The following is a 24,643-nucleotide window of genomic DNA, read 5'->3' as shown; positions in this document are numbered from 1 at the left end:
AGCCGTCTCACTTGTATTCGATCAACGTCGTCTTGCCGGCGCCAAATCTGTGCAACAGAAACTTGACTTGCCCGAGCATCTCGGGAAATTTGCTCAGCACCAGAAAGAAGGCCTGCAGCCAGTTTTCGCGCGCAGATCTATCGCCCCGGCGAGCCAAGCGCACCACCTGCAGTGGATAGACCAGCAGCAGAAGCAGCCCAAACCATCCCAGCATCAAACTCGCGACCATAGTCGCCAGCGGGACACCCAAGCCCCAGAGCCAGGCCCGGCGCGACTCACGCCGCCAATGTTGCTCCGGTGCGGCCCCATGCAAAAATGCGCCCTCGGCAAAGGCATAGCCACCACGCAGGGTACGCCGCCACCATTGGCCGAAGCGGGTCATGGCCGCATCGTGCAAGGTCATTTCGTCAGCCAGGCGCCAGACCTTCCATCCATTCGCGCGCAGACGCACACACAACTCAGGCTCTTCCCCGGCAATAAGATCCGCTCGAAAACCAGACACTGCGGCGAAGGCGTCAGCCCGTATCAGCGCATCGCCACCACACGCCTTGGCCTCACCGATCGGGGTATCCCATTCAAGATCACACAATAAGTTGTAAATCGAACGCTGTGGAAAACGTTCACGGCGCCGTCCACAGGCCACTGCAACCTCAGGCTGTGCATCAAGAAAGGCCTGCGCCCGGGGCAACCAGCCACCAACCACCTCGCAATCACCATCGACAAACTGCACATAACGCATCGCCGGCAATAAACGTTGCACGCAGGCAAATCCTTCATTGCGCGCGCGCGCAGCCGTAAAGGGAATCGACATATCCAACTCAACCACCTCGACCCCAAGCCGTCGTGCCATCTGGACTGAACCATCCGTTGATCCAGAGTCGACATAAATAACCTTCTGCGCCGCACCGCCCAGCGAAGCCAGGCAACGCTCAAGCCGTAGGCCTTCATTGCGACCGATAACAACGACACCCATGCCAGTAGCCATTGAGTTCACTCGGCGATGTAAAACGGCTCGATATCGTCCAGCGGATGGTTCATCAGCATTCCCTTGCTTCTGCGCGCTGCCTTTTCTTGATAGTCGCAGGCACGCCCACCGCCACCGAGTCGTCCGGTACATCTGTCAGCACCACGGCATTGGCACCAATCACGACGTTGTTACCAATACGGATATTGCCCAGCACCTTGGCCCCGGCACCGATATCAACATTGTTACCCATCACCGGGGCAATCGGCTCATCCACATTCTTGAGCCCCACGACCACGCCATTGCGGATTCGGCAATCATCGCCGAACCGAGCATAACCACTGATCACGATTCCGCCGAAATGATCGATGACGAAGTTGCGACCGATCACCACCTCACACGGAAGCTCGACACCCGTCACGATCTGCACCAATTTGAAGAGCACTTTGTATATAAGGGAGAGCAACTTACGCAACAATGCCGGGCGCACACCGTAGCGCCAGCGCCCAAAGCGATAAACCAGCATCACCCAGAACCCCTGAGCAGCCCAATCACCGGCGTGTGCACGCAAATCCGCACGTATATTATCGAACATAAGTTGACCTACCGTGTGGGTTGGCTAGCCAATTGGGTATCGCGCAGCAACGCCCAAGTATCACGCGCATGCTGCCAACACGCCCCTATGGCGGCCCGACCGCGGCCTTTCAATAGAGCCTTGAGCGCCAGAATCAGATCCCCCAGGCTCACCAGTAACATATGTGAGGCCAAACCCAGTAGACCGTGGTGCTTGCGAAAGTACAAAAGCTCGCTTTCGATTTGTAACCTGGGTATCTGTCGACTGACCACATTGAGTTCGACAACCGATTTGGCACTTTCACCGCCGATATGCACCACCGTGGTATGCGGGTAATAAACCACCTTCCAACCGGCCTGCTTAACGCGTTTGCAGTGATCGACCTCCTCGTAGTAAAGAAAGTAGCGCGGGTCGAACAAGCCAACCTGATCAATGACTTCACGGCGGATCAAGTAATAGCAGCCGGGCACCCAGTCGCATTCACGGACCGAGGCATGATCCCAGTCCATGTCGTCGACCCTCTTCACCACAGGGAAAAAGCGTTGAAGCCCTGTACGCGAGAGGAAGACATTCAACGGCGTCGGAAAATAGCGACAGGAGGGCTGCAAATCACCCTCTCGTCCAACCAACCGAACGCCGAGGACTCCGCAATCAGGGTGAGCCTCCATGTAACCGAGGGTCTTGCTCAGGGTATCAGCAGCCACAAAGGCATCGGTATTGAGGAGCAACGCGTACTTGCCCTGCAGGTGCTCAACCAATTGATTGTTGGCACGACCAAAGCCAACATTATTTTCATTGGCCAGCAGAAATGCCTCTGGACAAATAGTTGCCAGGCACTCCAGTGAATTATCGGCAGAGGCATTATCCACCACTAAATAGCGCGTTCGATCGGCACTCTTTGACTCGCGCAACGCATTGAACATGGGCTGCAGCAGAGTCGCTGTATTGTAGTTAACCACCAAGACATCAAGAGGGGCACTAATCATTAGACCGCCCCCCAAAAAAGTGCTGAACGCTCATCGCCGGATTACAAAACCCTTTATAAATCGACATCATTTTCATTAGATCGCCTCCAAAACCGCTGAAAACAAGAGGTACCTATTCAAATCAAAGCCGTTCAGCAACGCCCAACACTAACTCTCCACACAAAGCCCCCACGGCCAGCATTGGCAGCACCACCAGTTCACGCTTGAGATCGAACAGCCCCACACGACAATTGACATAAACAATCAGGATCAGCGTAGGGAACGTATGCAGGGCAACGCCCCAAATCGCATATTTTACCCCGCCAATCGCCAGCAGCAGCGGCAGTAGCACCCATAACGAGACAATGCGGATAATGTTATCCATGGCTTGGTACTTTGTGAGTCCCAAGGCAAGCCAAACTTGATGCGCCACCGTGTAGCGCAATGTGAAAAAAGAAAGTGAAAGAATGGCCATCATGCTACCGGCAGCGGCATAACGCTCATCGTATAACCAACCCACGATGAGCGGACTGACGGTCAAGAACAGTCCACAGACAAACAGCAAAGCAAGATCGAAAATCAACCTGAAGCGGTAATACAAAACGCGGAGCCGCGCGGTGTCATTACTTCTTGAGGCTTCACTGAAGGCCGGCAGGGCCACGGCCCCGGCCAACCTGAGCACTCCGGCTTGAAGAGTGCCCAAAATCAGCACCGCAATGGAGTAGACGCCCAGTTCATTGGCCGACATGCTGCCGCCGAACCAGATGCGATCACCATACATGGCCAATACGCCCACTGCCGAAGACAACAGAATCCAACGGCCGAAGACGACTAACTCTTTAAGCGCAGAGCGCTCCCACTGTAGACGGTTAGGCGGGCCCTGAAACCATAGATGACCAATAACAGTGCCGACCATGGCCATGACCAGACCTGCAATCACCAGCGACCAGACAGACCTGGTGAAGTAACCGAGGACCAGCATCACCAGCAGGCCCGCCAGCTGGGCCGCAAACTCGAGGAGCACCACTTTCTTTTGCTGGAAATCGCGAACGGCCAAGTCGAATTTCGTCGACTGGAGCCCAAAGATGATCGCGGTAAAACCGGTAAAGGCCAACACCAGCGGCAACTCCGGTGCGGCATAGATGGAATTGGCCGGCCACAGATTGATGACTTGCGCAAACCAGGTGAAGCCCGCGATTAGCAGCGTCGCAGCAAAAAGGACAACGCCACGCAGGATCTGCACTGTCCAGGCGGTATTGAGAAACACGGGATCGTCGCCACGCGGGCTCTGGATAATGTTCTGGCGCAAACCGACATCGGCAAGCAAGTGCAGAACCATCGAAACGGTGGTGGCGATGAGCATTACACCGAAAATTTCCGGCCTCAGCAGACGGGCCATGACAAGGTTGCCGCCCAAGCGAAGTGCTTGAGAGGCAACAAGCGCACCCAGATTCCATGCCCCAGCAGATATCGCTCGCCGGCGAAGGCTCAACGATGGCGATAAGTCACTTGGAGGCATGACATCAACCCCGAACTCAAAGGGTACGCACGTTACTATAGCTACAATTGGTCATCTCACTAGCCGTTGCTCACCCATCCATGAGTTCAAGAATCCATGCCTGAGCACCTTCGCGCGTTGATCGTCATTCTGGTTTTAGCTGGCATCGTTTTTGCCTTTGCGCGTCGACCAGCAGTAGACCTGATCCCACACCACGACTTCACTCGTCGCCGCAATCTGTGGTTCGCCTTGACGCTACTGGCCTTTGTCTCGCACAGCTTCTGGGTGTACGCGGGCATTGCCGCTATCATTTTGACCGTCGCACGACAACGCGAACGCAATCCTCTGGCACTGTTTTTCCTTCTGCTGTTTCTCATCCCGCCGGCCCCGGTAGAGGTTCCCGGCTTTGGCCTGATCAACTATTTTTTTGCACTTAACCATATTCGTCTGCTCGCATTGTGTCTGTTGTTGCCGGCTTTTTTCATGCAACGCGGGCAAGCAAGCACACTGAGGTTCGGACGCACCTGGCCTGAAAAACTGCTCGCATTGTGTCTGTTGTTGCCGGCTTTTTTCATGCGGCGCAGGCAAGCAGGCACACTGAGGTTCGGACGCATCTGGCCTGACAAGCTGCTAGCGGCCTACCTCTTGCTGACGAGCCTGCTTTACCTGCGTGAAACCACGCTGACCGACACCTTGCGCCAGACGCTCTACCTGTTCACAGACGTTTTTTTGCCTTACTACGTTGCCAGCAGGACACTGAAGGAACTCAGCGACTTCAAGGATGCCCTGTTGGGATTTGTACTCGCCGCCATGTTGCTGGCGCTTATCGGTCTCGTCGAATTTACCCGCCATTGGCTGCTGTACAACGCGCTGATTGATGCCCTGGACATGCACTGGGAAATGTCCAGCTACTTGACTCGTGGTGATTCATTACGCGCCAGCGCCAGCACCGGCCAGGCAATCGCACTGGGTTACGTCATTAGCGTGGCCATCGGCTTTTACCTGTTCTTGCGCGAGAGCGTACGCAGCCGATTGCAGCAATGCCTCGGCGCGCTCCTGCTGGCTGGCGGTCTGTTTGCACCGCTGTCGCGTGGCCCCTGGATCGGTGCAGCCGTCATGATCACCGTGTTCATCGCCACCGGCCGTAAAGCTGTCAAACGCCTGATGCTTCTGGCAATCGCCGGAGTGCTCGCCCTTCTCCTGCTGGCCATCGTGCCCGGTGGGCAAAAAGTCCTGGATCTACTACCGTTCATCGGTACGGTAGAGGTAGAGAACATCACGTACCGGCAGCGCTTGATTGATAACTCAGTGATCGTCATCCGGCGCAACCCTTGGTTGGGCTCTTTCGATTACCGCAACACGCCTGAGATGCAGTCCATGATTCAGGGCCAGGGCGTCATCGATATTGTGAATACCTATATCGCCCTGGCGCTGGACATCGGCCTGATCGGACTGACGCTATTCGTGGTTTTTTTCGCCACTGTGCTGCTCGGCATCCGCACAGCAATGCGTTCGATCCCCAACAAAGACGATGAGGCGCGCCGACTCGGACGTGCGCTGTTGGCGGTACTGGCCGGGATACTGGTGACCATCTTTACCGTTAGCAGTATCACGGTGATCCCCGTGGTGTATTGGTCGGTGGCCGGACTGGGTGTGTCCTATGCTCAGATGGTGCGCAGGCTCAAGCGCACTGAGACGGCAAGCACTGCGAGCGCCAACCTTCAACCCTGGTAACGCTCATGACCTGTTTTTTTCACCGCGCCCATGTGTTGCTAGTGGTTCTCCTTGCTGTTTGGCCGTTCAGCACCTGGGCGTCGGACTGGGTCTCCAGCGTGGATGAGCGCAGCGGTCTGCCAATGCTGGCGCGCGGTGGCAACCCTGTCGTTTCTTCTTCATTCGCCTTTTGGGGGAGCCACTGGGAATGGACGGATTTGCCGACCGCGTTCAAGGTGAACAGCCCTTATAGCTACTCCCTTGCAGGCAAGAACAAAAACCTGGATTTCGACGTGACTGCGCAGATTCAGAAGGAAGACGAGCAGACGTTGACCTGGAACATTGCCCTGGATGCACACAGCATGATGCCGGACGTGATGGGCGGGGGCATCGTCTTCAAGTTCGATCCTGCCCTTTACGATGGAGAAATGGGTCAGCCGGCCTTGCTACCCGACAACCGCGGCTGGTCCTGGGGGAATACACAAAGCCGACGCATCGAGATGCGTTTTGAGCCTGCACTGGCAAGTGTGTACTTTGAACCGGGTGATAAATCTCAGGTGCGTGCTTTTTTTTACAAGAACACGATCAAACCCGGCCGCCAAAATTTCAAAGCCACCTTGAGCCTATCGGGCGATGTGGTACTCGGTCCGACCACAACCGAGCGCTTCGGGCTGGCGGACACAAGGAGCTGGCCGAGTGACACGCTCGACTGGAAAACCTCGCCGGTCGATCTGTCCTTTCTTAACGCTCACGAAAAACCTGCAGGCAAGCGCGGCTTCGTCAAAGTATCCGGCGAGCAACTGTTATTCGCAGACAACACCCCAGCGCGCTTCTGGGGCACTAACCTGACGGCCTATACGCTGTTTCGTACGCCAGACGACGCAATCAAGCTGCAGGCCAAACGTCTGTCGGCACTCGGTTTCAATCTCGTACGACTGCACCACCATGACTCTCCATGGGTCAGCCCAAACATCTTTCGCGACAGCAACCTCACGCCTGACACTCAGCAACTAAACCCGGACTCACTGAAAAAAATCGACTGGTGGATCAAGTGCCTCAAAGACGAAGGCATTTATGTATGGCTCGATATGCACGTCGAGCGCGCCTTAACTGCAAACGACAACATCTATGGCTTCGATGAAATGCCAAAGAATGGCCAGAACAACGCCGATCTCAAGGGCTATGCCTATGTAAACATCACCATTCGGCAGGCAATGAAGCGCTTTGCCCAAGCCTATTTGACCCATGTAAACACCTACACCGGACTCGCCTACAAAGACGATCCGGCGATCGCCGCCGTACTGATTACCAACGAAAACGATGTCACCCAGCACTTTGGCAACGCCCTATTACCAGACAAACGAGTGCCAAAGCACAACCAGATCTACATGGCCGAGGCCGAGGCCTTTGCGAACCAGCACCATCTATCTGCAAGCCAGACCTGGCGCTCCTGGGAGCCAGGCCCCGCCAAGCTGTTCCTTAACGATTTGGAGCGACGTTTCAACGTAGACATGATTCAGCACCTGCGTGAATCAGGCGTGAAGGTCCCCATCGCCACGACCAGTAGCTGGGGCGGCGACAGCCTAAGCTCCCTACCGGCCCTTACCGCCGGCGACCTGATCGACGTCCATAGCTACGGTGGCCCTGGGCAGCTGGAGAAAAACCCGCTCACCAGCGACGGTTTACTGAACTGGATTGCCGCCGGCCAAGTCGTAGGCAAACCCCTGACCGTCACCGAGTGGAACACTGAACCTTTCCCGGCACCTGACCGCCACTCGCTGCCACTCTATATGGCCGGCACCGCCAGCCACCAAGGCTGGGATGCGCTGATGCAATATGCCTACAGCCAGGAGCCGCTAACCGGCGAATGGATAACGGCCGACAACTGGCACGCCTATAACGACCCTGCAATGCTGGCCACCCTGCCCGCCGCCGCCTTGCTTTATCGCCGTGCAGACGTTCGTGAAGCCACAACGACCTATGTCTTCGCGCCGACGCCAAGCACCCTGTTCAACCAACGCATCACACCCGCCAACGCGGTTCTACTGCGCACAGCCATGGAGAAAGGCAAGCTGGAAATCGCCATGCCACAGACGCCGCAATTGCCCTGGTTGCAACAGAGTGCTATCCCGAGCAATGCACAGGTGTTTCATGACCCCAACCAGTCGCTGCTGGACGCCAATGCCAGCGAGTCCACGACAGACACTGGCGAGTTAAAGCGCAACTGGAAACTGGGCATCTACACCATCAATACGCCACGCACCCAAGCAGCAACCGGCTGGATCGGCGGCGAGTCGATCAGCCTTGGCAGCATCCAGGTTCAAGTGAAGACCGCTAATGCCAGCGTGGTGGTGCAAAGCCTGGACGACGCGCCTGTCGGCCGATCGCAGGATTTACTGATTTCGCTGGGTACCCGTGCCGTCCCCAAGGACGACAGCAAAACACCTTTTTATGTCGAGCCCCTCGAAGGCACCCTGACAATCCAGGCGCCGCAAGGCTTGACACTGTTCACCCACGGCATCCCTGGACAAATGAAGAAGCTACCCGCCAGCTACCTGGATGGACGCTATACGATCAAGTTCGACGGTTTGCAGGCGTCGAACTGGTTGTTTCTGAAAAAAGGCGTCACGCAAAACGCACAGCCAGGCCCTGTCAATACCGCATCCTCCAGCGCGCAGGCGAATCAATAGCTAACCTGTCTTGTAACGTAATGATCAGGCGGATCGAACTGGCGTACCAATCTGTGCTTGCACAGCAACAGTTTCCAGGAGATCAAGATGAATTTTTTGGTGGTGGGTGGCGCAGGCTATATCGGCTCGCATATGGTCAAGCAACTACTGCGAGCAGGTCACGAACTGGTGGTGGCAGACAATTTTTCAACAGGCCATCGCGGCGCGTTGATGGGCGGGAGATTGGTCGAACTGGACATCGCCAACACACAAGCCCTGGACGTCTTGTTTGCGGGACAGCACTTTGATGCCGTGTTCCACTTCGCCTCATTTATACGGGTGGGCGAATCCGTCACTGAACCTGCCAAGTATTACCAAAACAACCTGGCTGGAACCCTTACGCTGCTACAAGCCATGGTTCGTGCCGGGGTTAAAAACTTCATTTTTTCCTCGTCCGCAGCCGTCTATGGTAACCCGCTGTATGTACCTATCGACGAAGAGCATCCCAAGGCCGCGATCACCCCTTATGGTCGCAGCAAGTGGATGGTGGAGCAGATGCTTGAAGATTTCGACCGTGCATACGGGCTCAAATCGGTCTGCCTGCGCTACTTCAACGCCGCCGGAGCAGACCCTGAAGGACAGTTAGGTGAATGCCGTGAACAGGAAACCCACCTGCTGCCACTGATACTGCAAGCGGCCTCCGGTCGGCGCACAACCATCACCGTCTATGGCCGTGACTACGACACACCTGACGGCACTTGCATTCGCGACTACATCCACGTTGTCGACCTCGTTGCAGCTCATGCACTGGCCGTGGATTATTTACTGGCAGGTGGTGCAAGCACGGCTTTCAACCTCGGAAACGGTCAAGGTTTCTCAGTACTACAAGTAATAAACACTGCACGCGCCGTGACCGGCCAAGCTATCTCCGTGAGCGAAGCGCCACGCCGCGCCGGCGATCCGCCACGCCTTGTGGCCGATCCTCGCATGGCCAACACATTACTTGGCTGGCACCCGCAATTTGCCTCACTTGAACAGATAGTGGCGCACGCCTGGAGCTGGGAGCAGAAGTACCCTTGGCACTGAAAGTCGGCGCTGGCGCATACGCCGAACGCCTAAGGGTGACGCTCTAGTAGTAAGAGCGGTTTGGGGGATCGGCTTTGTTGAGTACCGTGCCAATCAGATTGGCTGTCCCCAGATGATACAGGCTTTCCTCGATCTCTTTCTTGCTGTTCATGCCGTTTGCGACCACCAGCAGGACGCAGTCGAATTTAGGCAAGACGGTAATAACATCGTCCGAACTCAACAACGGCGGCAAGTCGAAAATCACGATACGCGAGTCGTAGCGCTCGCGCAGATCAGCAATCAAATAGCTCACTGTGGGCGATGACAGCACCTCGGTAGAGAGAGGGATCGGCTCTCGCGTCGGCAGGACGACAAAGCGCGGCAAGGTCGGGTTGACCAGAACCTCTTGCAGTTCCGCTTCATGGTCCAGCAATTCATTGAGCGTTTTCTCCATCGGCAGACCCAGGCAGGCCCCCACCATCGGACGACGCAAGTCGAAATCCACCAGTAGGGCCGTCTTGGTGGTGTGGTGGGCGATGCTCATTGCCAAGTTGATAGCCAATACAGTCTTGCCTGCCTCCGGAGTTGGCGAGGTGATAGCAAGCGTGCGCCAGCCATTTTCTTCCATGACTTTCAGAACTTGCGTACGCAGCAGATCGAAAGCCCCACCCATATTCGAATTCTTGTTGTACGCCACAATGCGATTGCGCTCGAGATGATCTGGCCGCAGCGGTACAACTTTGGTTTGCACATAACTCAGCGCATTCAGACCTGCAGACTGCCCGGTCTCTGTCATGGCTTTTGGCACTGTCACGAGACTTGTCGAAGGTTGTTGCTCGGAATCCTCGGTATCGGGCTTGATTATTTCCATGGCTATATTCCTTATGCAAACCGGCCCAGAGCTTTAAACATCAGAAGGTCCAGAGGCATGTAGAAGAAGTGCAGGAGCACCAGAAAGAGCACGATGATCACGACTCCGCTGACGATCAATCGCGTTCGCCACTGCTTACGGCGTGCCAATTCCGCCCTGGTGTAGATGTAGGGAATCGCAACCAATATGCGTCTACCCAGCACACTGGCCAAGGCTTCAGCTCCGCGCACGCGCTGGTTTAGCATCTCAAGGAGCATCACCAATGCGCCAGCGCCCACCGGAGCGAGAACAAAGCCCATGGCAACCACTTTTTTACGGTTCGGCCGTATCGGCTTTTCAGGCAGCAATGGCGATTCCAGAAGAACAAAACGCTCGGCTTTGTTTTCCTGCTCCAGGCTTTCGGAAATTTTCGCACTCATTTCCTTGGTGCGAATTTCCTCGTATTTTTTACGAGCGTTTTCATAGTCACGCATCAGTGTGACCAAGCCGCGCTCGACTTGCGGCGTCTCAAGAATTTGCGCCTCGTAGTCGGCTATTTTCTTGAGTATTTCCTGCTTTTGATCGGCCAGCGACTTGATACGGGCTTCTGTGGCAGCGATCCGGGCCTGAGCCTTGGCAAGGTCCAGACTGGCTGGAGCCGCTGCACCACCAGCACCTTTGGTAGCCTCAAGTGCAGCAATTTTGCGTTTGACGGCACGCACATCGGGGTGAGCTTCCGTATACAGCGACCGTAACCGGGTGTACTCCGCCTTGAGGCTACCCAGATCTTGCTGTTTATCAACCGCCGGGCCGGGCAATTCATGCTTGGTCGCTGCTGCGGAAAGCTCCAACTCATTGAAGCGCAACTCCTCACGGGCAGATTTGTAGTCACGGTCGACCTCTTTGAGCTCGGTTTCGGCGCGTGACAACATATTCATGCGCAACTCCTGATGCTCGGGAAGCGCGTTGCTGTGCGCTTGCTTGAAGTCTGCCAAGCGGTTTTCCAGGGCTTCCAGTTCGACCCTGAGCTTGTCCGCCTCCTGCGTCAGGAACTCTGTTGTTTCACTGGCGCGCTCGGTGCGCTGCTTGATGTTTTCATCCAGAAACAGCGTCACCAGCTCGTTGGCCACTTTGTTGGCAATCTCTGCCTGCCGGTGCTCAAAGGAAAGACGGAAAGCAATCGTCACTTCTCCACGCCCCTTGACGACAGCACTGACCAAGGAGACTGTAATCGCATTGCGCATTTCATCGATTTTCTCGGAAACGCTCAACTGCCTGCTTTGCGAAGCAAAAAGATTGTACTTGTCGATGATCCCTTCCAGATGCTCACGGGTCATCACGCGCTGGCGAATGACTTCGATGCGCTCATCGGCAAAGGTATTGTTGTTCGACGCCACCAGGTCTGGCGAAATCTGCTGAGACTCGACCAGAATAGTGCCAGATGACTCGTAGATGGGTGGGATAGAGATCGCGACCACTACGCTCATGACGAGTATGACCGCGACACTCAGGATCAACAGCCAGGCATGGTGCTTGATGACAGCAATGTAGTCATTGGCCGACATTTCGTATTCAGAGGTCATATTTATCACCCTGCTGAATTTCAGAAGTCGGGGGGACTATAGGTCAAGGTCAACCCGACGACGTTGGCGGTGGCATCCGGCAAGCCAGCTTGCTGGAGTTCCTTGTACATGAAGGATAGGCGCGCCACCCAGAAAGGCGAGAGATCCCGGCTGAACCAGACACCGACATTGCGCAGGGTATTAGGCGTTAGCCCTTTGGTTTTTTGCCATGAGGTATCAAAACCGGTACGGCTGGTGTCGTCGAGGGCATAACTCCATGTACCGTTCAGGTTATCAACCTCAACAAAACCGCCGTCGCCGCTGGCGACAGTACTACGAGCGGCGTCGATACTTGTATCAACACGCTCACCGGTATAGTGCAACGAAAAACCGCCTTGGCCACGGGGGCGGCTGTTCGAGCCAGAGACTTGATTGACACCTGCGTAAAGCGCTCCCTTGAGCCGCTCAGAGATCTCAAAGTTCAAGCCGACAGTGGGGGTGTAACTGTTTGAGGAAGGCACCGCAGATCCCTGCTGCGGCTCATAACGCTTCACGCCAAGACGCGTGAATAGCTCCACACGCTCGCTCCATGCGTAGTTCAAGCTTAGTCGGTTCGAAAGCTCGTCATAGTTGGTCAGTGTATTGAGGTCGTAAGTGACATGTGTGTAGTCGGTTTCGTTAACCAAGGTCGTTCGCTCACTGAGAGCGGTCTTCCAGTTGCCTCCGAACGAGGTTAGCTTTTGCGTACCATCGGTGGCAATCACACCGGTTTCTTGAACCGCAGTGGAGAGCGTTGAACTCTCAACATACTTCGCCGTGAGTCCAAAACCGCCCGTTTCGGTCTCGCGCTGCCACCCTAACTGCAAGTTGGGGTCTTCGCGGTCCGAAACGATGGACGTATCAGACGAACGCACCAGATTCACACCAAGACCGAACCGCCACTGATCCCGGTCTGAAGTACCGACAAGCGTGTAATCGGGGGCGATGATCGTACGAGTCACCCCCTTCTTGTTTTCCGTAGCAAGCACCGGGTTGCTGTCGTACTCGACCGTCGAAGGCAGAACGATTGCTGATTGCCAAGTGGCAGCATCGGCCACACCGGAGCACGGCAAGATCAAGATGGCCGTCGCAACTCCGGCCGTTCGCAGCACAGGCAAGATAATCCCCAGTGCATCGCGCAAGGCTAAGGCACGACCAGCGTATCGCCGGCCTGGAGTTGAATATTGGTGGACATGTCATGCCCGGACATCAAATCGCTGTAATGGACGGGCAGGATCTCTTGTTTAGCCCCATTGCGGCGCACGACCTTGATCTCCTCCTTGTCGGCGAATTTGTCGAGCCCGCCCGACATGCTCAATACTTGCAGCACTGCAGTTGGACCTGTCATCTGTACGGTGCCGGGCTTCAGCACCTTACCCTGCACATAGACGAGATTGCCTGCGGTGCTCGTGATGACAACGCTCACGTTCGGATCGGGTATGAACTCCTTAAGCCTGGCAGCGACTTTCTTTGCGACTGCAGTGGCATCAAGCCCCGCAACATCGACTCGTCCTGCCAGCGGGAAGGTAATGCTGCCATCAGGAAGTACGTGCACCTCCTGTTTCAGCTTCTCTTCGCCCCAAACGGAAACCGAAATGACGTCCCCCGGACTCAGCAGATAAGCCGCGGCTTTTTCGTCGGCACAGGTAATGCTGGGCCAGACCACCAGCGCGCAGAGCACAGGTAATAAGAAACGCAACATAAGAATCCCTCCGACCAACTACCCCCGGCAATCGTCCCGACGTTGCCTGGTACTCGTTCTTGAGCGTAGACCACGATGGCCGAGAACGCCGAAGCCAGGATGAAGACGATCACCACGCTCAGTACACAGGTCCAGAACAGGTCCACATGAGGCAGCAACAGCGTGAACGGCGCCACGCCGAGGATCGAGAACCCGATCACGGCCTTTCGGCCGACCTTGTTGCCGATCAGAGAGAGAGGGAACAAATGGGGGAACAGAAACCACTGAAAGCAAAAAGGCCCCATAAAATGGGGCCTTTAAGTAAAAATGTGGCGGTGAAGGAGAGATTCGAACTCTCGATACAGTTTCCTGTATACACACTTTCCAGGCGTGCTCCTTAAGCCACTCGGACACTTCACCGTATCTCGTCAAACCGATTCAGTCTGTCGAGGCGCGCTAATGTAGTCGAAAGCTTTTCCGATGGCAAAGGTTTTTTTCAGAATTTTCATGCGGTTAAGTCAATCAGCCGGATTTCCCCAGCTCCCCGGCCCGCGGATCAGGGCAAAACCGCCAATCTCCGGGCCGCCGCGCAACGCTCCCTCCCCTCCACAGCCGGCCCGCCACAAGCCGCCAACCCGGCCCGCGGCCGGCAAAGGCTGACTCACCAGTCAGTCACGGCGCTTTACCTCCCCCCGGCAGCTGGGTAACGTCTGCCCCACTTCTATACAAGGAATTGCGTCATGAGTGAATTGATCTCTTACCACCTCGACGACGGTATCGCGACCCTGACCTTGAGCAATGGCAAGGTCAATGCCATTTCCCCGGACGTGATTGCCGCGTTCAACAGCGCGCTGGACCAGGCCGCCGCCGACCGCGCCATCGTCATCATCACCGGCCAGCCGGGCATCCTGTCCGGCGGCTACGACCTGAAAGTGATGACCGCCGGTCCCAAGGAAGCCGTCAGCCTGGTCACCGCCGGTTCCACCCTCGCCCGCCGCCTGCTGTCCCATCCCTTCCCGGTGATCGTGGCCTGCCCGGGGCACGCGGTCGCCAAAGGCGCCTTCCTGCTGCTCTCGGCCGATTACCGGATCGGCGTCGAGGGGCCGTTCAGCATCGGTCTGAATGAAGTGCAGATCGGCATGACCATGCACCACGCCGGGATCGAGCTGGCCCGGGATCGCCTGCGGCGTTCGGCGTTCCATCGCTCGGTGATCAATGGCGAGATGTTCAACCCGCAGGATGCCGTGGACGCCGGGTTCCTCGACAAGGTAGTGGCCGCCGATGCGCTGAAGGATGCCGCGCTGGCCGCCGCCCAGGCGCTGAAGAAGATCAATATGACCGCCCACAAGAACACCAAGCTGAAGGTGCGCAAGGCGCTGCTGGAAACCCTGGACAACGCGATCATGCTCGATCAGGAACATCTGGGTTAAGCCCGGTGCGGGCATGGCAACCGCTCTAGCCCGCGCCAGCCCTCTCAAGCAGAAACATACGCTAAAACATCGCCATCTCCGGCCAAAGACTGGTATTTGCCGAAAACAGTGCACATCCGTACACTGCGCCACCTTTTGTCCGCGCAGGCCCTGTAGATGCTGTTTCTGGTACGTATGTTATTGATGGGGCTGCATTTTGTGCTGGCCGGCGTGATCGGCGTGTTGCTCGGGCTCTGTCGGCCCTTCAATCCGGACAACAGCCGGCTCTGTGCCCGCCTCTATGCATGGCCTGCGATGTGCATCCTGCGCCTGCGGGTCAAGGCCGAGGTCGGGGCGTTGATGAACAAGCCGCAAAGCTGCGTGATCGTCGCCAATCATCAATCCAACTATGACTTGTTCGTCTTCGGCAATGTGGTGCCGCCACGCACCGTGTGCATCGGCAAGAAGAGCCTGAAGTGGGTGCCGCTGTTCGGCCAGCTGTTCTGGCTGGCCGGCAATGTGCTGATCGACCGTGGCAACGCCCACAAGGCCCGTCGCTCGATGCTGACCACCACCGAGACCTTGCAGCACAAGGCCACCTCGATCTGGGTTTTCCCGGAGGGCACGCGCAACCTGGGCGAAGCCCTGCTGCCGTTCAAGAAAGGCGCATTCCAGATGGCCATCGCCGCCGGCGTGCCGATCGTGCCGGTGTGCGTCAGCAGCTATATCAAGCACATGCGCCTGAACCGCTGGCGCAGCGGCCAGATCCTGATCCGCTCGCTGCCGGCGATTCCCACCGCCGGGCTGACGCTGGACGATATGCCGGGGCTGATCGCCCAATGCCAGGAGCAGATGCGCGCCTGCATCGAAGCCATGGACCAGCAACTGTCCCACGAACTTCCACGAGCTTGCTGACCCCGCCCACTCAGGCCGATGCGGCCTCTGGCTTGTGCGCCACGAAACGCATCATCCACTCCGCGACGGTGGTGCCATGGTGCTCATGCACCAGGCTCGCCACGGCGTTGGAGTAGAGCTGCTCGCCGAGGAACTCCTGGCGAATATCCAGCAACGCCCGGGAGTAATCGTGGATGAATTCCGGGTGCCCCTGGAAGCACAGCACCTGGTCGTTGATGTGGTACGCCGCGTACGGACAGAAATCGCTGGAGGCGATCACCGTGGCGTTTTCCGGCAGCGCGGTGACCTGGTCCTGGTGGCTGATCAACAGGGTCAGCTCTTCGCGCACCGGGCTCATCCACGGCGCCTTGGCCGCCAGCTTGTATTGATGGGTGCCGACGCCCCAGCCCTGGGTCGCACGCTCGGTCTTGCCGCCCAGCAGCAGCGCCAGCAATTGATGGCCGAAGCAGATGCCCAGCAGCTTGTCCCCCCGCTCGTAGCGGTTGAGCAGGTAGGTCTTGAGGGTCTGGATCCACGGATCGCTGCCGAAGGAGTCAGCCTTGCTGCCGGTCACCAGGTACGCGTCGAAGCTCAACTCGTCACTCGGGTAGTGGCCCTGCATCACGTTGTACACGCTGAACTCGGCGGCGATCGGTTGACGGGAAAACAGGCGCTCGAACATCTGCCCATAGCCCTGATATTGGTCGACCAGCTCCGGACGCAGGACATCGGTCTCCAGAATGCAGATGTGTAACGACATAAAAGTACCTGACACAAAAAGACAAAGAATGAAACTTGAGCCTGCCTTGAAACCCGCTTTCAAGGCAAGTACAGAACACGGTGTCGCAAGCTCCGGTTCAGCTTGCCGACAGCCTGAAGAACCGGCGACCGCCCCACCTTGAGGAGCACGCCCGGACGAACGGTAGTCTGCTAAGGGACAGCCGCCTTTTCCCCTTGCACGTGTCTAGCAAAAGGTCCGCTAAGCGGCTGGCACTATGCCTCATGCCTTTTCAAACAGAACTTTCGGCTAACTGATACGAAATGGTTCTAAACCAAGTGTGACGCGGGCTCTAAGGTTAACTCTGTAGCGATGGCCGCCGGGTTTTGCCGGGGCATCCTCTACAACCTTGTTGTCAGTAGTCGTCGTCAGGAATAACAACAAAAGGCAATCAGCCATGTTCAAACATACGAAAATCCGTCAAGCCGGTCTTATCGTCATTGCCACCACTCTGCTGCTGATCCTGCCGAACCTCACCAAAGTCATCGGCTAGGCACTGTGGCGTGTTTTTTGACCACCCCCGCACCTACCTTCAGCGGTTCACTACCGAAGTGCGGGTTTGTGTGCCAATCTTGAGCCATGGCTCGAGGGAGGGAGGCTCGTGCGCCACTGGATCGTCATCATCACATTGGCCAGCAGCTTTTCTGCCCAGGCGGGCATCGTCGATGTCAATCGCGCGGTGGACGAGATCCGCGAAGGCGCGCTGATTCTCGACTTGCGCAATAACAGCGATTTCGCCGCCGGCAATATCCACAACTCACTGCAAGTCGACCTGACCCTGGAAGACGGCACCGGCATCAGCGCCGAGGGCCTCGCCTACCAGTTGCGCCGGGTGGTCCTCGACCCCAGCGCCACGGTGGTCATCTACAGTGACACCAACCAGCACGCCCTCGAGGCCGAAGACACGTTGATCCAGCGCGGCTACCTCGGCATCGTCAACGGCGGCAACTACGAAGAATTGCGCGACGCGCTGTTCGATCACGTCGAAGACACCCCGACCTGGGTCTTCGAAAACGACGACAACACGGCCGACGAGGCCGCCCCGACCGGTACCCCGACCGAATGAAACCACTGATCCTGTTCACGACCGCCCTGCTCTGCTCACCTCTTTACGCCGCGCAACTGGAGCTGCCGCAGGGCGCCGGCAGCCGGACCTGGCAAACCGAGGAACTGCTGAAGCAGGCCCAGACCATCACCGTCAAGGACGATGTCTCCTACAAGCGCGACATGACCTATCGCGCCGTACCGGTGGCGGTATTGCTGCCAGGCATCAAGGCCGACGATCACCTGCAAGCGGTAGCGCTGGACGGTTTCGCCGCCGAGATGGGAGCCGCCCCTCTATTGAATCGCCAAGGTGCGCAGGCCTGGGTGGCGGTGGAGGACCCGAGCCAGCCGTGGCCGCCACTGGCCGATGGCAAGCCCAGTGCCGGGCCGTTCTACCTGGTCTGGACCAACCCGCAGGCCGGCCATATCAGCCCTGAGCAATGGCCTTATCAGATGGCGAGCATCAAGCGCCTGGCGCCGGTGGCCGAGCGTTTCCCGGCCCTGCGACCGGACCCGAAGCTGGCGGCCAATGATCCGGTGAACAAGGGCTTCGCGCTGTTCCAGAAAAACTGCCTGGCCTGTCATCGGCTCAACGGCGCCGGGGATGCCCAGGTCGGGCCGGACCTGAACCTGCCCTACAACCCCACCGAATACTTCGCTGCGGGTTACCTCAAGCGTTATATCCGCGACCCGCAGAGCCTGCGGCACTGGCCGCAGGCGAAGATGCCGGCGTTCGCCCCGGCGGTGCTGCCGGATGGCGAACTGGATCAGTTGGTGGCCTACTTGAAGCACATGGCCAAGCGCAAACAGCCGATGTAGGGCTTATTGCTGCTGCACCGACAACACCGGCGTCGGCGACACCAGCACCTTGGCGTGCATCTGCTCGTAACCTCCGCCCCGGCGCATGCCACGCACCGGGCAGGCATCCAGGTAATCCAGGCCCACCGCCAGCTTCAGGTGCCGCTCCGGCCGGGACAGCTGGTTGGTCACATCGAAGCTGTACCAGGCGTCGTCCAGCCAGGCTTCGGCCCAGGCATGGCTGGCCAGGTGCTCGCTGTTCTCGCTGTACAGATACCCCGACACATAACGCGCCGGAATCCCCAGGCTGCGGGCGCAGGCCAGGAACGCATGGGTATGGTCCTGGCACACCCCGGCCCGGCGGGCAAAGGCCTGGGCCGCGCTGGTGTCGACTTCGGTGGCGCCCGGCGTGTAGGCGATGTGCTGGTTCAGCGCCTGCATCAGGTCGATCAACGCGCTGCGGTCACGCCGCTTGCGGCATTGCTTGTCGGCAAAACCGCGCAGGGCATCGTCCGGCTCCGTCAGGCGGGTCATGCGCAGGAACGGCAACGCCGACTGGCTCTCGTGCTCGGCCTCGCGCTGCTCGTCGATATCCACCTGGCCGCGGGCGCCGATGATGATGGCTTCGTGGGGCTCGTCGAGGGTCAGCACATGCAGGATGTTGCCGAACGGATCGAGCTGCGCCCGCACCGGACGCGGCAGGTTGAGTTGCCAGCTGAGCACGTGCTGGCGCTCGCTGTCGTGGGGGGTCAGGCGCAGGTACTGGATGCTCGCCCGCACCTGATCCTCGTAGTGATAGGTGGTCTCGTGGCTAATGGAAAGTCTCATGCGGCCTCCAGGTAGGAACTGTGTATGGCGTTGCCCAGTTCGGCAACCAGGGGAATGAACTCGGTCAGCCAGGTGTGCAGGCCTTCGTCGAGGATTTCATCGATACCGGTGTAGCGCAGTCGTGCGTCCATCTCGGCGGCCAGGCGCTGGGCCGGCCGGCCGTTGGTGCCCGGCAGGCTGGCGAGGATCTGGTCGATTTCTTCAGTACAGGCGCGCAACGAGCGCGGCACATCGGCCCGCAACAACAGCAGTTCGGCGACCTGCCGTGCCCCCGGGGCGTCACGGTAGATCTCGGTGTAGGCCTCGAACGACGACAGCGCCCGCAACAACGCGCTCCACTGGTAATAGGCGTGGGCCGTGCCGTCGCTGACCGCGTCGGCCTGGTCGCCGGCCATGTCATAGCGGGCATCCAGCAGGCGCAGGGTGTTGTCGGCCCGTTCGATGAAAGTGCCCAGGCGAATGAAACGAAAGGCATCGTTACGCATGATGGTGCCGTAGGACGCTCCGCGAAACAGGTGGGAACGCTCCTTGATCCACTCGCAGAAACGGCTCATGCCATAACGGCCCAGGCCCTGGTCGGCAATGCCGCGAATCTCCAGCCAGGTGGCGTTGATGTTTTCCCACATGTCCGCGGTAATCCGCCCACGCACCGCATGGGCACTGGCCCGGGCCGCCCGCAGGCAACTGAAGATGCTCGCCGGATTGGTGGCGTCCAGGGCGAAGAAATGCAGCAACCGGTCGGCGTGCAGCTCGCCATGACGCTCCAGGTAATCGTCGAGGGTGCCGGTGATCAGCAGCGGCATGGCCATTTCCTGCAGACCGTCGCCGCGACCGTCCTGCGGCATCAACGACAACGAATAACTCACGTCGAGCATCCGCGCGAGGTTTTCCACGCGTTCCAGATAGCGCGACATCCAATACAAATCCGAGGCAGTTCTACTTAGCATGTCAGGCTTCCTTAATCCTCGACCACCCAGGTGTCCTTGGTGCCGCCGCCCTGGGACGAGTTCACCACCAGGGAGCCTTCGCGCAGTGCGACGCGGGTCAGCCCGCCCGGCACGACACGGGTCTCACGACCGGAGAGGACAAATGGACGCAGATCGATATGGCGCGGGGCGATGCCGCTCTCGACGAAGGTCGGGCAGGTCGACAGGGACAACGTCGGCTGGGCGATATAGGCGTGGGGCTTGGCCTTGAGCCGGGCGCGGAAATTCTCGATCTCCGCGGCGCTCGCCGCCGGCCCTACCAGCATGCCGTAGCCGCCCGAGCCCTGGGTTTCCTTGACCACCAATTCGGGGAGATGCGCCAGCACGTGGGACAGTTCCTCGGGCTTGCGGCACTGCCAGGTGGGCACGTTCTTCAGGATCGGCTCTTCGTCCAGGTAGAAACGGATCATGTCGGTGACGAACGGGTACACCGACTTGTCGTCCGCCACCCCGGTGCCGATGGCATTGGCCAGCACCACATTGCCGGAGCGGTAGGACGACAGCAGCCCGGGCACGCCGAGCATCGACTCGGGGTTGAACGCCAACGGATCGAGGAAAGCATCGTCGAGGCGGCGGTAGATCACATCCACCTGTTTCGGGCCGTCGGTGGTGCGCATGAAGACCTTGTCGTCGCGCACGAACAGGTCGGCGCCTTCCACCAGTTCCACGCCCATTTCCCGGGCCAGGAACGCGTGTTCGAAGAACGCACTGTTGAAGCGTCCGGGCGTCAGCACCACCACGCTCGGGTTGTCCAGGGGGCTGGAGCTTTTCAGGGTGTCGAGCAGCAGGTTGGGGTAATGGTCGATGGGCGCGATGCGCTGGGCGGCGAACAGCTCGGGGAACAGGCGCATCATCATCTTGCGGTCTTCGAGCATGTAGCTCACGCCGCTGGGCGTACGCAGGTTGTCTTCCAGGACGTAATAGGTGCCGTCGCCATCACGGACCAGGTCGACTCCGGAAATATGCGAGTAGATATCGCGGTGCAGGTTCAGGCCCTGCATGGCCAGCTGGTACTGCTCGTTGGCCAGGACCTGTTCGGCGGGAATGATCCCGGCCTTGATGATCCGCTGCTCGTGGTAGAGGTCGGCGAGAAACATGTTCAACGCCTTGACCCGCTGGATGCAACCACGCTCCACGACGCGCCATTCACTGGCGGGAATGCTGCGGGGAATGGTGTCGAACGGAATCAGGCGTTCGGTGCCCTGCTCGTCTCCATAAAGGGTGAAGGTAATCCCGGCGCGATGAAACAGCAGATCGGCCTCGCGTCGCCGTTGTGCCAATAACTCCTCGGGAGTATCGGCCAGCCAACGAGCAAACTCCCGGTAATGCGGGCGGACCTGGCCGCCGGCATCGTACATTTCGTCAAAATAGGTGCGGATCATGCCGTGCTCCTTGTCACCCGGTCACAAGAGCCTTCGCAAGGCCCGTGCCATCGGCATAAACGCTTTAATATCAAACAGTTGGATAATCATCCAACCTGCGCCGCACCATAGCTGTGCAGTAAACGCCCCAATGCGATCAGCCGCGCCTCATTGCGAAGCAGGCTTTGCCTATCACCAGCATAGCCAGACTTTGCGCGCCTGCCCGGGCGGCCTTTTTTTGTGCGCACGAACAAAAACGGCCAACCCTTGGGTCAGCCGTTGTTGGTGGAAGGAACCGCTCTCAATTCAGCGCCCGTACCGGGTGCTTGACGCCCCAACCTTCGATAGTGCCGCCCAGGCGCTCGACCACCGCGCCGAAGTTCTGCTCGAAGTCACCGATACCGCCGTGGGTGGCGTACATCACCTTGCTCAACTCCAGGTACCAGGCACCGTCGTCGCGGACACTGACCTGGGCATTCAAGGATTCACCACGAAACTTGCCTGCCGCCCTGCGCGCCCGCTCCTCGTCCGGGAAAACGGCATAGAACTCGATGGGATGGATGCGTGCGAAATCGAAACCGCCTTCTTTCATGCGGCGCAGCACGTTGCTGCTGATGTCTTCTTGATAGGCTGTGCTCATGAAACGTCCTCCTCAGCAACCGTTGGATAGACTTTCCGTACTCCCGAACCAGGCACTGAACAGCGCTGGCATTAAGACAACCGGGAAACAAGCATGTAGCTGACAAGACCAGACCAATAGCGAATCATTCGCTGATCTCCCTTGCAGAGTAGCGCGATGCCATCGCCTCTGCCAGAGGGGTCGCAGATGAAAAAACGCGGTCAGGGTGACGGTGTGATAGTGAGGATCCGGATGCTGTTCTGATCCTTCAGGCTTTTGACCGTCGGTTCCGAAGTACGGCCTTCCAGATCATTGAGGTCCAGCGTGGCAGGGACCGGCAACAGCTTGGCGCGAATCAATCGGGCGGCCTGTTCCAGGTCCGGTTGACGTGCGCACTCGAAGTACTCGGTGTCCTGCACGCCATGATCATCGACGAAGGTAACTGCCCACTTGCTCATCGGTGCCTCCTCGGTCAAGCCCATGAAGGGGCTTATAACATCTGGACTGCGGGGCACGGGCGATCGTTCAACTTACTTTGCCCCAGGAAAACACCGCATAACGTGTAGGAGCTAGCTTGCTGCGGGCGGCGTTCCGACGATTGCGATCTGATGGTCAACATCGTTGTCGCCTGAAAAATCGCCATCGCCAGCAAGCTAGCTCCTACAGGACGGTGTTTCACCGCAGAGAACGCCGGAGGCTTCAACCTCTTACTTTTCGGCGCGTTCCTTCAGGGCCTTGAGGGTGTTGAACGGCGCATCGACCACGAACTTGTTGGCCAGCCAAGAGGGCACGCTGCCGCCCGGCTCGGTATGGACCTGGTAGGTCACTTCGGTCATGCCGCCCTCCTTGGGCACCAGCTTCCAGAAGCCGTCCACCTGGGCGACACGGACATAGCCCTTTTCTTCCGGCAGGTAGGTTGGCACTTCCTTGAGGGCGCGGGTCAGGCTGCCATCAGCCCCCTTGGTGGTGGTGATCTGCATCACCGAGTCGCGGTCCGTCACCGGGAAAGGCGCCTTGAACTGGGTGTAGGTCCAGCTCAGGTCACCCTCTTTCTTCAGCAGCTTCTGCGACTTGCACTCGTGAATCCACGCGCAGGCCCCGACCACGTCTTCCTGCAGCGCCTGGATCTTGGCCACGGACGCCTTGATCAGGGTCACGCCACGGTAGGCCTTGTACTGGGAGTTGGCCACTTCACTCAGGGACACCTTGATACCGTCCTGATCCTTGGCCGTTTCCCAGTTTTCCGCGTACGCAGTGCCGGTCAGCAGGACAGTCAAGCCACAAACCACAGCCATTCGATGCAGCGAACTCATTGTTGTATTCCTTGTTGTTGAAGTTCCGGTCATTGAACACACCTCATGCCGCCGTCATTTGCTCCCACCAGCCGATCAGGCGGATCGCCTCTTCCCGGCTGCCGCCGCAGACCTCGGGATCGGCCTGGAAAGCCCCGCACACGGAGGGCCGCTCAGGCTGGCCAAACAGACCGCACAACGCGTCGACCGAGAGATGCAGGCAGCGTTCTCCCGCCGGCTTGCCGTTGGGCATGCCTGGAATCGGCGTACTGATGGAAGGGGCAATGCAACAAGCGCCACAGCCCTCACGGCACTTCATGACGACAAGCTCCTGACAAGGGAAACGATGTGTGGAAGACAGAGTAACCGCTAAAACGTCTGTTTAAAATTGGTCGCACAATGGTTTTTCAAGGATAAGGCCGGTGACCGAGCAGTCACCGACAAAGCGTCGTAAGGGTAGCCGCCGTTTTACTGTTTGAACTGAAAATCCAGGGCCGCCCCGTCGATTTCCTTGTTGCGACTCTCATTGCGCAGCTGCAGATCCATTTCATTCTTGAGCAAGCGCCCGTTGAGCTGGAAAGGTGTCTGCTCGGCGCTCTTGTCGACGAACAGCGGTGGCAACAACGGCCGGCTTTTCGACGAAGGCGGCGTGCCCACCGGTTCAAGGTGCTTGAGCGCGTTCTGGGGCAGGCTCAGATCCAGATTGGCCGGTGGCAGCGTGGTTTGCAGCGCCTCGCTGGCCGGCAGGGATTTGGCAGCGATGGGCGCACGGCGCTTGAGCGTGCCCGGCGCAACCTTCTGGGGGGTTGTGCGCTTGGCCGGCAACGGCTTTTTCTTCGCAGGCTTGACCTTACCCGCCGGGGTGCCGGCCTTCTTCGGCGTCACCACGGGAGCGCTTGCTTCCTCGGCCTGCACCGTCACGGCCGCACCCGCGCCCATGCCGGTCAGCACGATCATCAACAGCAAACGAATGGAAAGAGTCGCTTTCATAAACTCTACGGCAGGAACGACAGGGGGCCTATATGCTCGCCTGTTGAGCGCCTCCTGACAAGCA

The 24,643-nt window shown here is 58.4% G+C and carries 24 protein-coding genes, 1 tRNA gene and 1 pseudogene; 7 read left to right on the top strand and 19 right to left on the bottom strand.

Translation table 11 applies throughout. The features are described from left to right. Positions 1-7 precede the first annotated feature (7 nt). The 4 genes from NUH87_RS26005 to NUH87_RS25990 form a co-directional block, all read right to left on the bottom strand. A complete protein-coding gene (locus tag NUH87_RS26005) occupies positions 8-985 on the bottom strand; it encodes a glycosyltransferase family 2 protein (protein WP_338523236.1) in 978 nt (325 codons plus the stop codon). 52 nt (positions 986-1,037) lie between these two features. After that, positions 1,038-1,559 carry a serine acetyltransferase gene (locus NUH87_RS26000; RefSeq protein ID WP_338523235.1) on the bottom strand — a complete coding sequence of 174 codons (522 nt, stop codon included), beginning with the start codon at positions 1,557-1,559 and terminating at the stop codon, positions 1,038-1,040. 8 nt (positions 1,560-1,567) lie between these two features. Then, positions 1,568-2,524, bottom strand: a complete 957-nt coding sequence (locus NUH87_RS25995; protein WP_338523234.1) for a glycosyltransferase family 2 protein — start codon at positions 2,522-2,524, stop codon at positions 1,568-1,570. A gap of 121 nt (positions 2,525-2,645) precedes the next feature. Continuing rightward, positions 2,646-4,022: an oligosaccharide flippase family protein gene (locus tag NUH87_RS25990; protein ID WP_338523233.1), complete on the bottom strand. Its 1,377-nt coding sequence runs from the start codon at positions 4,020-4,022 to the stop codon at positions 2,646-2,648. Between the two features lie 96 nt (positions 4,023-4,118). On the opposite strand from NUH87_RS25990, the gene NUH87_RS25985 reads away from it, so the two are divergent. The 3 genes from NUH87_RS25985 (at position 4,119) to galE (ending at position 9,469) form a co-directional block, all read left to right on the top strand. After that, a complete protein-coding gene (locus tag NUH87_RS25985) occupies positions 4,119-5,735 on the top strand; it encodes an O-antigen ligase family protein (protein WP_338523231.1) in 1,617 nt (538 codons plus the stop codon). Between the two features lie 5 nt (positions 5,736-5,740). After that, positions 5,741-8,404 carry a glycosyl hydrolase family 5 gene (locus NUH87_RS25980; protein WP_338523230.1) on the top strand — a complete coding sequence of 888 codons (2,664 nt, stop codon included), beginning with the start codon at positions 5,741-5,743 and terminating at the stop codon, positions 8,402-8,404. Positions 8,405-8,491: 87 nt separating this feature from the next. Continuing rightward, the gene (gene galE / locus NUH87_RS25975; RefSeq protein ID WP_338523228.1) at positions 8,492-9,469 is read left to right on the top strand and encodes a UDP-glucose 4-epimerase GalE; all 978 of its coding nucleotides are present in this window, start codon (positions 8,492-8,494) and stop codon (positions 9,467-9,469) included. Positions 9,470-9,512: 43 nt separating this feature from the next. On the opposite strand, the gene NUH87_RS25970 is transcribed toward galE, so the two are convergent. From NUH87_RS25970 to NUH87_RS25945, 6 genes and pseudogenes are all read right to left on the bottom strand, one after another. Then, a complete protein-coding gene (locus NUH87_RS25970) occupies positions 9,513-10,244 on the bottom strand; it encodes a CpsD/CapB family tyrosine-protein kinase (protein ID WP_338526940.1) in 732 nt (243 codons plus the stop codon). Between the two features lie 86 nt (positions 10,245-10,330). Next, positions 10,331-11,881: a GumC family protein gene (locus NUH87_RS25965; protein WP_338523227.1), complete on the bottom strand. Its 1,551-nt coding sequence runs from the start codon at positions 11,879-11,881 to the stop codon at positions 10,331-10,333. Positions 11,882-11,901: 20 nt separating this feature from the next. Then, entirely contained in the window at positions 11,902-13,017 is a 1,116-nt protein-coding gene (locus NUH87_RS25960; protein ID WP_338526938.1) for a hypothetical protein, read from the bottom strand. A 26-nt stretch (positions 13,018-13,043) separates the two neighbouring features. Continuing rightward, a complete protein-coding gene (locus tag NUH87_RS25955; protein WP_338523226.1) occupies positions 13,044-13,601 on the bottom strand; it encodes a polysaccharide biosynthesis/export family protein in 558 nt (185 codons plus the stop codon). A gap of 23 nt (positions 13,602-13,624) precedes the next feature. Further along, positions 13,625-13,828: pseudogene (locus NUH87_RS25950) on the bottom strand (MFS transporter); the annotation flags it as partial. An 82-nt stretch (positions 13,829-13,910) separates the two neighbouring features. Beyond that, positions 13,911-14,000: transfer RNA gene (locus NUH87_RS25945), tRNA-Ser, on the bottom strand. A 320-nt stretch (positions 14,001-14,320) separates the two neighbouring features. Here NUH87_RS25945 and NUH87_RS25940 point away from each other — a divergent pair. Both NUH87_RS25940 and NUH87_RS25935 read left to right on the top strand, forming a co-directional pair. After that, positions 14,321-15,010, top strand: a complete 690-nt coding sequence (locus NUH87_RS25940) for a crotonase/enoyl-CoA hydratase family protein (RefSeq protein ID WP_338523225.1) — start codon at positions 14,321-14,323, stop codon at positions 15,008-15,010. A gap of 156 nt (positions 15,011-15,166) precedes the next feature. Beyond that, entirely contained in the window at positions 15,167-15,904 is a 738-nt protein-coding gene (locus tag NUH87_RS25935) for a 1-acylglycerol-3-phosphate O-acyltransferase (protein ID WP_338523224.1), read from the top strand. A 10-nt stretch (positions 15,905-15,914) separates the two neighbouring features. On the opposite strand, the gene NUH87_RS25930 is transcribed toward NUH87_RS25935, so the two are convergent. Further along, positions 15,915-16,643, bottom strand: coding sequence for an amidotransferase (locus NUH87_RS25930; RefSeq protein WP_040065620.1), 729 nt, complete (start codon positions 16,641-16,643; stop codon positions 15,915-15,917). A gap of 619 nt (positions 16,644-17,262) precedes the next feature. On the opposite strand from NUH87_RS25930, the gene NUH87_RS25925 reads away from it, so the two are divergent. Both NUH87_RS25925 and NUH87_RS25920 read left to right on the top strand, forming a co-directional pair. Next, the gene (locus tag NUH87_RS25925; protein WP_338523223.1) at positions 17,263-17,727 is read left to right on the top strand and encodes a rhodanese-like domain-containing protein; all 465 of its coding nucleotides are present in this window, start codon (positions 17,263-17,265) and stop codon (positions 17,725-17,727) included. Further along, the gene (locus NUH87_RS25920) at positions 17,724-18,524 is read left to right on the top strand and encodes a cytochrome c (protein WP_338523222.1); all 801 of its coding nucleotides are present in this window, start codon (positions 17,724-17,726) and stop codon (positions 18,522-18,524) included. The genes NUH87_RS25925 and NUH87_RS25920 overlap by 4 nt, the downstream gene beginning before the upstream one ends. Positions 18,525-18,527: 3 nt before the next feature. Here NUH87_RS25920 and NUH87_RS25915 read toward each other — a convergent pair whose 3' ends face one another. The 8 genes from NUH87_RS25915 to NUH87_RS25880 form a co-directional block, all read right to left on the bottom strand. Then, complete coding sequence (locus tag NUH87_RS25915) at positions 18,528-19,331, bottom strand: transglutaminase family protein (RefSeq protein ID WP_040065612.1); 804 nt, start codon at positions 19,329-19,331, stop codon at positions 18,528-18,530. After that, positions 19,328-20,278, bottom strand: coding sequence for an alpha-E domain-containing protein (locus NUH87_RS25910; protein WP_338523221.1), 951 nt, complete (start codon positions 20,276-20,278; stop codon positions 19,328-19,330). The genes NUH87_RS25915 and NUH87_RS25910 overlap by 4 nt, the downstream gene beginning before the upstream one ends. A gap of 11 nt (positions 20,279-20,289) precedes the next feature. Next, the gene (locus tag NUH87_RS25905) at positions 20,290-21,699 is read right to left on the bottom strand and encodes a circularly permuted type 2 ATP-grasp protein (RefSeq protein ID WP_040065607.1); all 1,410 of its coding nucleotides are present in this window, start codon (positions 21,697-21,699) and stop codon (positions 20,290-20,292) included. 280 nt (positions 21,700-21,979) lie between these two features. Further along, on the bottom strand, positions 21,980-22,318 hold the full coding sequence (locus NUH87_RS25900; protein WP_040065605.1) for a ribonuclease E inhibitor RraB: 339 nt from the start codon (positions 22,316-22,318) through the stop codon (positions 21,980-21,982). Positions 22,319-22,518: 200 nt separating this feature from the next. Then, positions 22,519-22,755, bottom strand: coding sequence for a hypothetical protein (locus NUH87_RS25895; protein ID WP_040065602.1), 237 nt, complete (start codon positions 22,753-22,755; stop codon positions 22,519-22,521). Between the two features lie 249 nt (positions 22,756-23,004). Further along, positions 23,005-23,610 (bottom strand): START domain-containing protein, encoded by a 606-nt coding sequence (locus NUH87_RS25890; protein ID WP_040065600.1) that lies wholly within the window; start codon positions 23,608-23,610, stop codon positions 23,005-23,007. A gap of 43 nt (positions 23,611-23,653) precedes the next feature. Further along, positions 23,654-23,908: a YkgJ family cysteine cluster protein gene (locus NUH87_RS25885; protein WP_338523218.1), complete on the bottom strand. Its 255-nt coding sequence runs from the start codon at positions 23,906-23,908 to the stop codon at positions 23,654-23,656. Positions 23,909-24,057: 149 nt separating this feature from the next. Next, positions 24,058-24,579, bottom strand: a complete 522-nt coding sequence (locus NUH87_RS25880) for a hypothetical protein (RefSeq protein WP_338523217.1) — start codon at positions 24,577-24,579, stop codon at positions 24,058-24,060. Positions 24,580-24,643 lie beyond the last annotated feature (64 nt).

It is taken from the genome of Pseudomonas batumici (assembly GCF_036585405.1).
Classification (GTDB): domain Bacteria; phylum Pseudomonadota; class Gammaproteobacteria; order Pseudomonadales; family Pseudomonadaceae; genus Aquipseudomonas; species Aquipseudomonas batumici.
This window is presented reverse-complemented; position numbering and strand designations above follow the sequence as displayed.